Here is a 4,648-nt window from a genome sequence, read left to right as displayed (position 1 = left end):
CGCCCGGCGGGCGCGACGGCGGCGGGCCACCTGGGCCCCCGGCGGCCGCCCAGACCAAGAGCCCCAGCAGCCCCAGCACGCCGCCGCCAAGCCATAGCGCGCGTCGCCTCGGCCGGCTGCTGCGCCGCGCCGCGACCCCCGATCTCTCCCGTGGCATGGTTCCGAATCCGTCCCGACCGCGCGCGCTCACACCGCCGCGTTGCCGCAACGCAGCAGCAGGCGCGCGGTTGCCGGCCCCGGCCCGGGGCCGGCGCGGATCAGGCCTGGCCTTCGCGCTCCGCCTGGGACTGGGCGGCCAGGGCGCGGGCCATCTGGCTCAGCGCCTCCTGGTGCTTCTCGTTGTCGATCAGGGCGAAGTTGCGCGCCAGCTCCAGGCACATGCGCTGGCGCGGGCTGGCCTCCTGCGTCTCGGTATCGGGAGAGAGCCCGTCGAAGAACCAGGACACCGGCACGCCGAGCACCTGCCCGATCTCGAAGAGGCGTCCGGCCGAGATGCGGTTCAGCCCGCGCTCGTACTTGTGGGCCTGCTGATACGTAACGCCGATCATCTTCGCGAGCTGCTGCTGCGAGAGACCCATCATCACGCGTCGTTCGCGGATGCGGGCGCCGACATGGCGGTCGGCTGCATTCGCCCGCTGCCCCGGCCGCTCGGCGGAGCCGGCGGTGCGACGCTCCGTCTCGGTGGTGGCCATGCCTCTTGTCCTCACCCCGGTTGAATGGTCGCCGCCTGCAATGCCCGACATGGCCATGCGTTCCACCGGAACGCGCATGACAAGGTCGTGAGTTTCGCCTGACCGGCAATTTTCAGGGTCTGATACCATCACAATTGCGGTAAGCGAAATCGCAATTCCTTATCTTTTTCTAATGGAAGATGGGCTGCCAGGCGCGGCGGGTGGCGAGCAGCACCACCAGCCCCTGGATGCCGACCACCGCCGTGCCGGTCGTGGCGCCCAGCCATTCGGCCAGCAGGCCCAGTTGCAGGAAGCCCAGCAGGCCGGTGCCGATGGCCGTGGACAGCACGCCGAGCGCCTGGCCACGCAGTTCCGTCGGCGCCGACAGGTAGATCAGCGTCGCCTGCGCGGTGGAGAAGGCGGCCCCGCCGATGCCCACGGCCACCAGCGCCGCCCCGGCCGCGAGCGGGCCGGGCGCAACTGCGAAGCAGACCATCGCGCCGAGATAGAGCGCTGTGCCGCACAGGTAGATCGCGGCATAGCGCTCCACGCGCGCCAGCAGCCCGATCAGCGCCGCCCCGGCCAATGCGCCGAGCCCGTCCATGCTGGCCAGAACGCCCACCCCGTCGGGCCCGAGGCCAAGCGAGGCCTGGCCGATCACCGGGATCATGCTGGTGCAGGGCCAGGCGTAGACGTTGAAGATCACCGTCACCACGAGAACCGCGCGCAGCCGCGGCAGCCGGAGCGCCAGGCCGAAGCTGTCGCACAGCGCGCGCCACACCGGCACGCCGCGCGTCGGCGCCGCCGCCAGCCCGACCCGGAGCCCCGCCGCTGCGGCGATCGCGACGAGATGGAGCAGCAGCCCCAGCCCGAATGCGGCGCCCGGCCCGAGCAGCGCAAGCAATGCCCCGCCGAGCGCCGGGCCGGCCACGCGGCTGGCATTGTTGGCGATGACGTCGAGCGACATGGCGGGGCCCATGCGCGCCGCGCCGACCGCCTCGCCGATCATCATCCGGCGCACCGGGTTGTCCGTGGCCCAGCCGAGCCCGCCCAGCACGCAGGCGACGGCGATCTGCCACACCTGCAGCGTGCCCGCGAAGGCCAGGGCCGACAGACCGGCCAGCGCCGCCGCCTGCAGCACGAGCACCCCGACCAGGCTGCGCCGTCGCGGCGCGCGCTCCGCCAGGACGCCGAGCAGGGCGCCGAACAGGCCCATGGGCGCCAGCCGCAGAAGGGTCATCGCGGCGACGAGGAAGGCGGAGCCGGTCTGCTGGAAGACCACGACGCCCATCACCAGCATCTCGAGCCACCGCGCGACGGAGACCATGAGTCCGACCAGCCAGAGCCGCCGGAAATCCGGTATCGCCAGGACGTTGCGTCCTGTTCCCCCGCCCAACGCTTCCACCCGATGCGATCTTGCCGGCCAGCTTCGCAGGCGGGGGGGCCACGTTCAATCCGCGCCCGCGCCGCGCCTGCGGCCTGTCGCGGGAGCGGGCCGGGCAGCCGTCAGCACGGCGAAGCCGAGACGCCGGACGGATCCGGGCCTCAGCCCACCACCTCGTCGGCGTTCACGATGCGGCCATCCTCCATCGCGACGATCCGGTCGGCGATGTCCAGGATGCGCGGGTCGTGGGTGACGAGCAGGATCGGCACGCCGCGCGACTTGGCCAGGTCGCGCAGCAGCTTCACCACCTCGTGCCCGCTCGCCTTGTCGAGGGCGGCGGTCGGCTCGTCGGCCAGCACCAGGCCCGGATCGGCCGCCAGCGCGCGCGCCACGGAGACACGCTGGCGCTGGCCGCCGGAGAGCTTCGCCGGCACGCGGTCCTCGTGCCCGCCGAGCCCGACCGCCGCCAGCAGCTCGCCGGCGCGGGCCAAGCGCGCCCGCTCGTCCAGCGCGCTGTCCTGCTCCAGCGCCATGGCCACGTTCTGCCGCGCGGTGAGGAAGCCGAGCAGATTGTGGTTCTGGAAGATGAAGCCGATGCGCCGGCGCAGCCGCACGCGCGTCGCCTCGCTGGCGCCGGTCAGCTCCTCGCCCAGGACGCGCGCGCTGCCCTCCTGCATGGCGCGGAGCGCGCCGATCAGCGTCAGCAGCGTGGTCTTGCCGCTGCCGGACGGCCCTGTCAGCAGCACGATCTCGCCCGCGCCGACCGTCAGGTCCACGTCGCGCAGCACGGGACGGCGCAGGTCGCCGGTGCCGTAGGCGTAGCAGACGCCGCGGAGCTCGACGGGGTTCATCAGAACATATCGGCCGGATTGGCGTCGCGCAGCTTGCGCACGGCCAGCAGCCCGGCGCTGGCGCACATGCAGAAGATCATCGCGAAAACCGAGAGCCCCATCTGCAGGTCCAGCCGCAGCGGCAGGAAGGTGGCGCTGCCGACCAGGTCGTAGAGGAAGAAGGACAGCGCGAGCCCCGGCAGGAAGCCCGCCACCGCGAGGATCAGCGCCGCGCCCAGCACCACGCGCGAGAGGTAGAGGCCGGAATAGCCCATCGCCTTCAGCGTCGCGTATTCCTTCAGGTGGCCCGCGATGTCGCTGAACAGGATCTGGTAGACGATCACCATCCCGACCACGAGGCCCATGATGCTGCCGAAGGCGAAGATGAAGCCGATCGGCGTCGCCTCCTCCCAGTAGCGGCGCTCATGCGCGCGCAGCTCCGCCTGGGTCATCACCATGACGTCGGGCGGCAGCACTGCGCGCAGGCGGGCCTGCGCGGCGCCAAGGTCGGTTCCCGGCCGCAGCTTGATCGCGACGAGGTCCACCGCGGCCACCTGGCGTTCCTTCACCACGCGGCGGAAATTCACCTCCGACAGCACGACGTTGCCGTCGGCGCCGAAGGACGGCCCGATCTCGATCAGCCCGACCACCTCCATCCGCCGGTTGCCGATCTCCGCCTCGATCGGCCCGCCGCGCTCGGCGAGCAGGCGCTCGATCGGGCCGAATTCCGGGCGGGAGCGCTGGTCGAAGGCGACGGTGTCGGCGCGCTTCAGCTGGTCCACCAGCGGGGCGAGGCCGGGGAAGTCCAGCACGCCCGCGGCTGTGTCCACGCCGATCAGCTGGATCGTGCGCCGCGTTCCGTCCACCGGGTTCCGCCAGGTGGACTGGGCCAGGTAGATGGGCGCCGCACGTTCCACCTCAGGCAGAGCCAGCGCCTGCTGCGCGCGCACCCGCGGCAGCGGCTCGGGGCGGAAGCTCGCCAGCGTCAGCGGGTGCATCAGGAACAGGTCGCCGCGCATGCTGCCGATCAGGTTCGTCGCGCTCTCGAACAGCGCGCCGCGGAAGCCGAGCTGCATGAACACCAGCACGCAGGCGAACAGCACGCCCGCGATGGCAGAGGCCAGCCGCGCCTTCTCCGACCACAGCTGCCGCCAGGCCAGCCGGACCGCGAGCAGGGTGGAGGCGGCGAAGCCTGGCCCGCGGCGCGACGGGCCGGTCGCCGGAGCCGGCACCGGCGGCGCGGCGTGGGGCTCCCCGGTGCGCTCCGGCGCCCAGGGCAGCAGCTTCTCGGGGCGAGGCACGTCGTTCATGGCCGGATCGCGACCTGGACCTGCATGTTGGACCGCCGCGCGAGCGCCGCGGTGCCGTCAGGCGTCAGCGCGAGGCGGACCTCCACCGTGCGCGCATCCACGGCCGCGACCGGATCGGTCGTGGCCTGGGTGTTGCGGCGGACCTGCCAGCCGATCTCGCGCACCGCGGCGGGGAAGCGCTGCGCCTCGCCGGGCACCACGATCTCGGCTGGCGCGCCGATGCGCAGCCGCGGCAGGTCGGTCTCGTAGACGTCGGCGACGACGTCCATGCGGCTGAGATCGGCAATCTCCAGCACGCCGTCATTCGCCGCGCGCTCCCCGGTGCGGGAGATCACGCGGATCACCGTGCCGGCGATCGGCGCGCGCAGGCGGGCCAGCGTCGCCTCGGCGCGGGCGCGGGCCAGCGCGGCTTCCGCCGCGGCCAGCTCGGCCTCGGCCAGCGCGACGTCCTCG

Annotated in this window: 5 protein-coding genes; all 5 read right to left on the bottom strand. The window is 72.8% G+C overall.

Features of this window, described 5'->3' with window-relative positions:
* Window positions 1–257 precede the first annotated feature (257 nt).
* Window positions 258–692, bottom strand: coding sequence for a helix-turn-helix domain-containing protein (locus OZN99_RS25965; protein ID WP_270938131.1), 435 nt, complete (start codon window positions 690–692; stop codon window positions 258–260).
* 169 nt (window positions 693–861) lie between these two features.
* Entirely contained in the window at window positions 862–2,076 is a 1,215-nt protein-coding gene (locus OZN99_RS25960) for an MFS transporter (protein WP_270938130.1), read from the bottom strand.
* Window positions 2,077–2,216: 140 nt separating this feature from the next.
* Window positions 2,217–2,906 (bottom strand): ATP-binding cassette domain-containing protein, encoded by a 690-nt coding sequence (locus tag OZN99_RS25955; RefSeq protein ID WP_270938129.1) that lies wholly within the window; start codon window positions 2,904–2,906, stop codon window positions 2,217–2,219.
* A complete protein-coding gene (gene devC, locus OZN99_RS25950; protein WP_270938128.1) occupies window positions 2,906–4,195 on the bottom strand; it encodes an ABC transporter permease DevC in 1,290 nt (429 codons plus the stop codon). Before devC ends, OZN99_RS25955 begins: the two co-directional genes overlap by 1 nt.
* On the bottom strand, window positions 4,192–4,648 hold a 457-nt coding region (locus OZN99_RS25945; protein WP_270938127.1), incomplete at its 5' end, for an efflux RND transporter periplasmic adaptor subunit. The genes OZN99_RS25945 and devC, both read right to left, overlap by 4 nt.

The sequence above is a fragment of the Falsiroseomonas oryzae genome, from assembly GCF_027856955.1.
Lineage (GTDB): Bacteria > Pseudomonadota > Alphaproteobacteria > Acetobacterales > Acetobacteraceae > Falsiroseomonas > Falsiroseomonas oryzae.
Note: the sequence above shows the minus strand (reverse complement) of the source record. Positions and strands in the feature narration are given on the sequence as shown.

What these genes read in the sequence shown, in the direction of transcription:
- OZN99_RS25965 (WP_270938131.1), bottom strand. Translation starts at nt 692, where the DNA reads ATGGCCACCACCGAGACGGAGCGTCGCACCGCCGGCTCCGCCGAGCGG.
- devC (WP_270938128.1), bottom strand. Translation starts at nt 4,195, where the DNA reads ATGAACGACGTGCCTCGCCCCGAGAAGCTGCTGCCCTGGGCGCCGGAG.
- OZN99_RS25955 (WP_270938129.1), bottom strand. Translation starts at nt 2,906, where the DNA reads ATGAACCCCGTCGAGCTCCGCGGCGTCTGCTACGCCTACGGCACCGGC.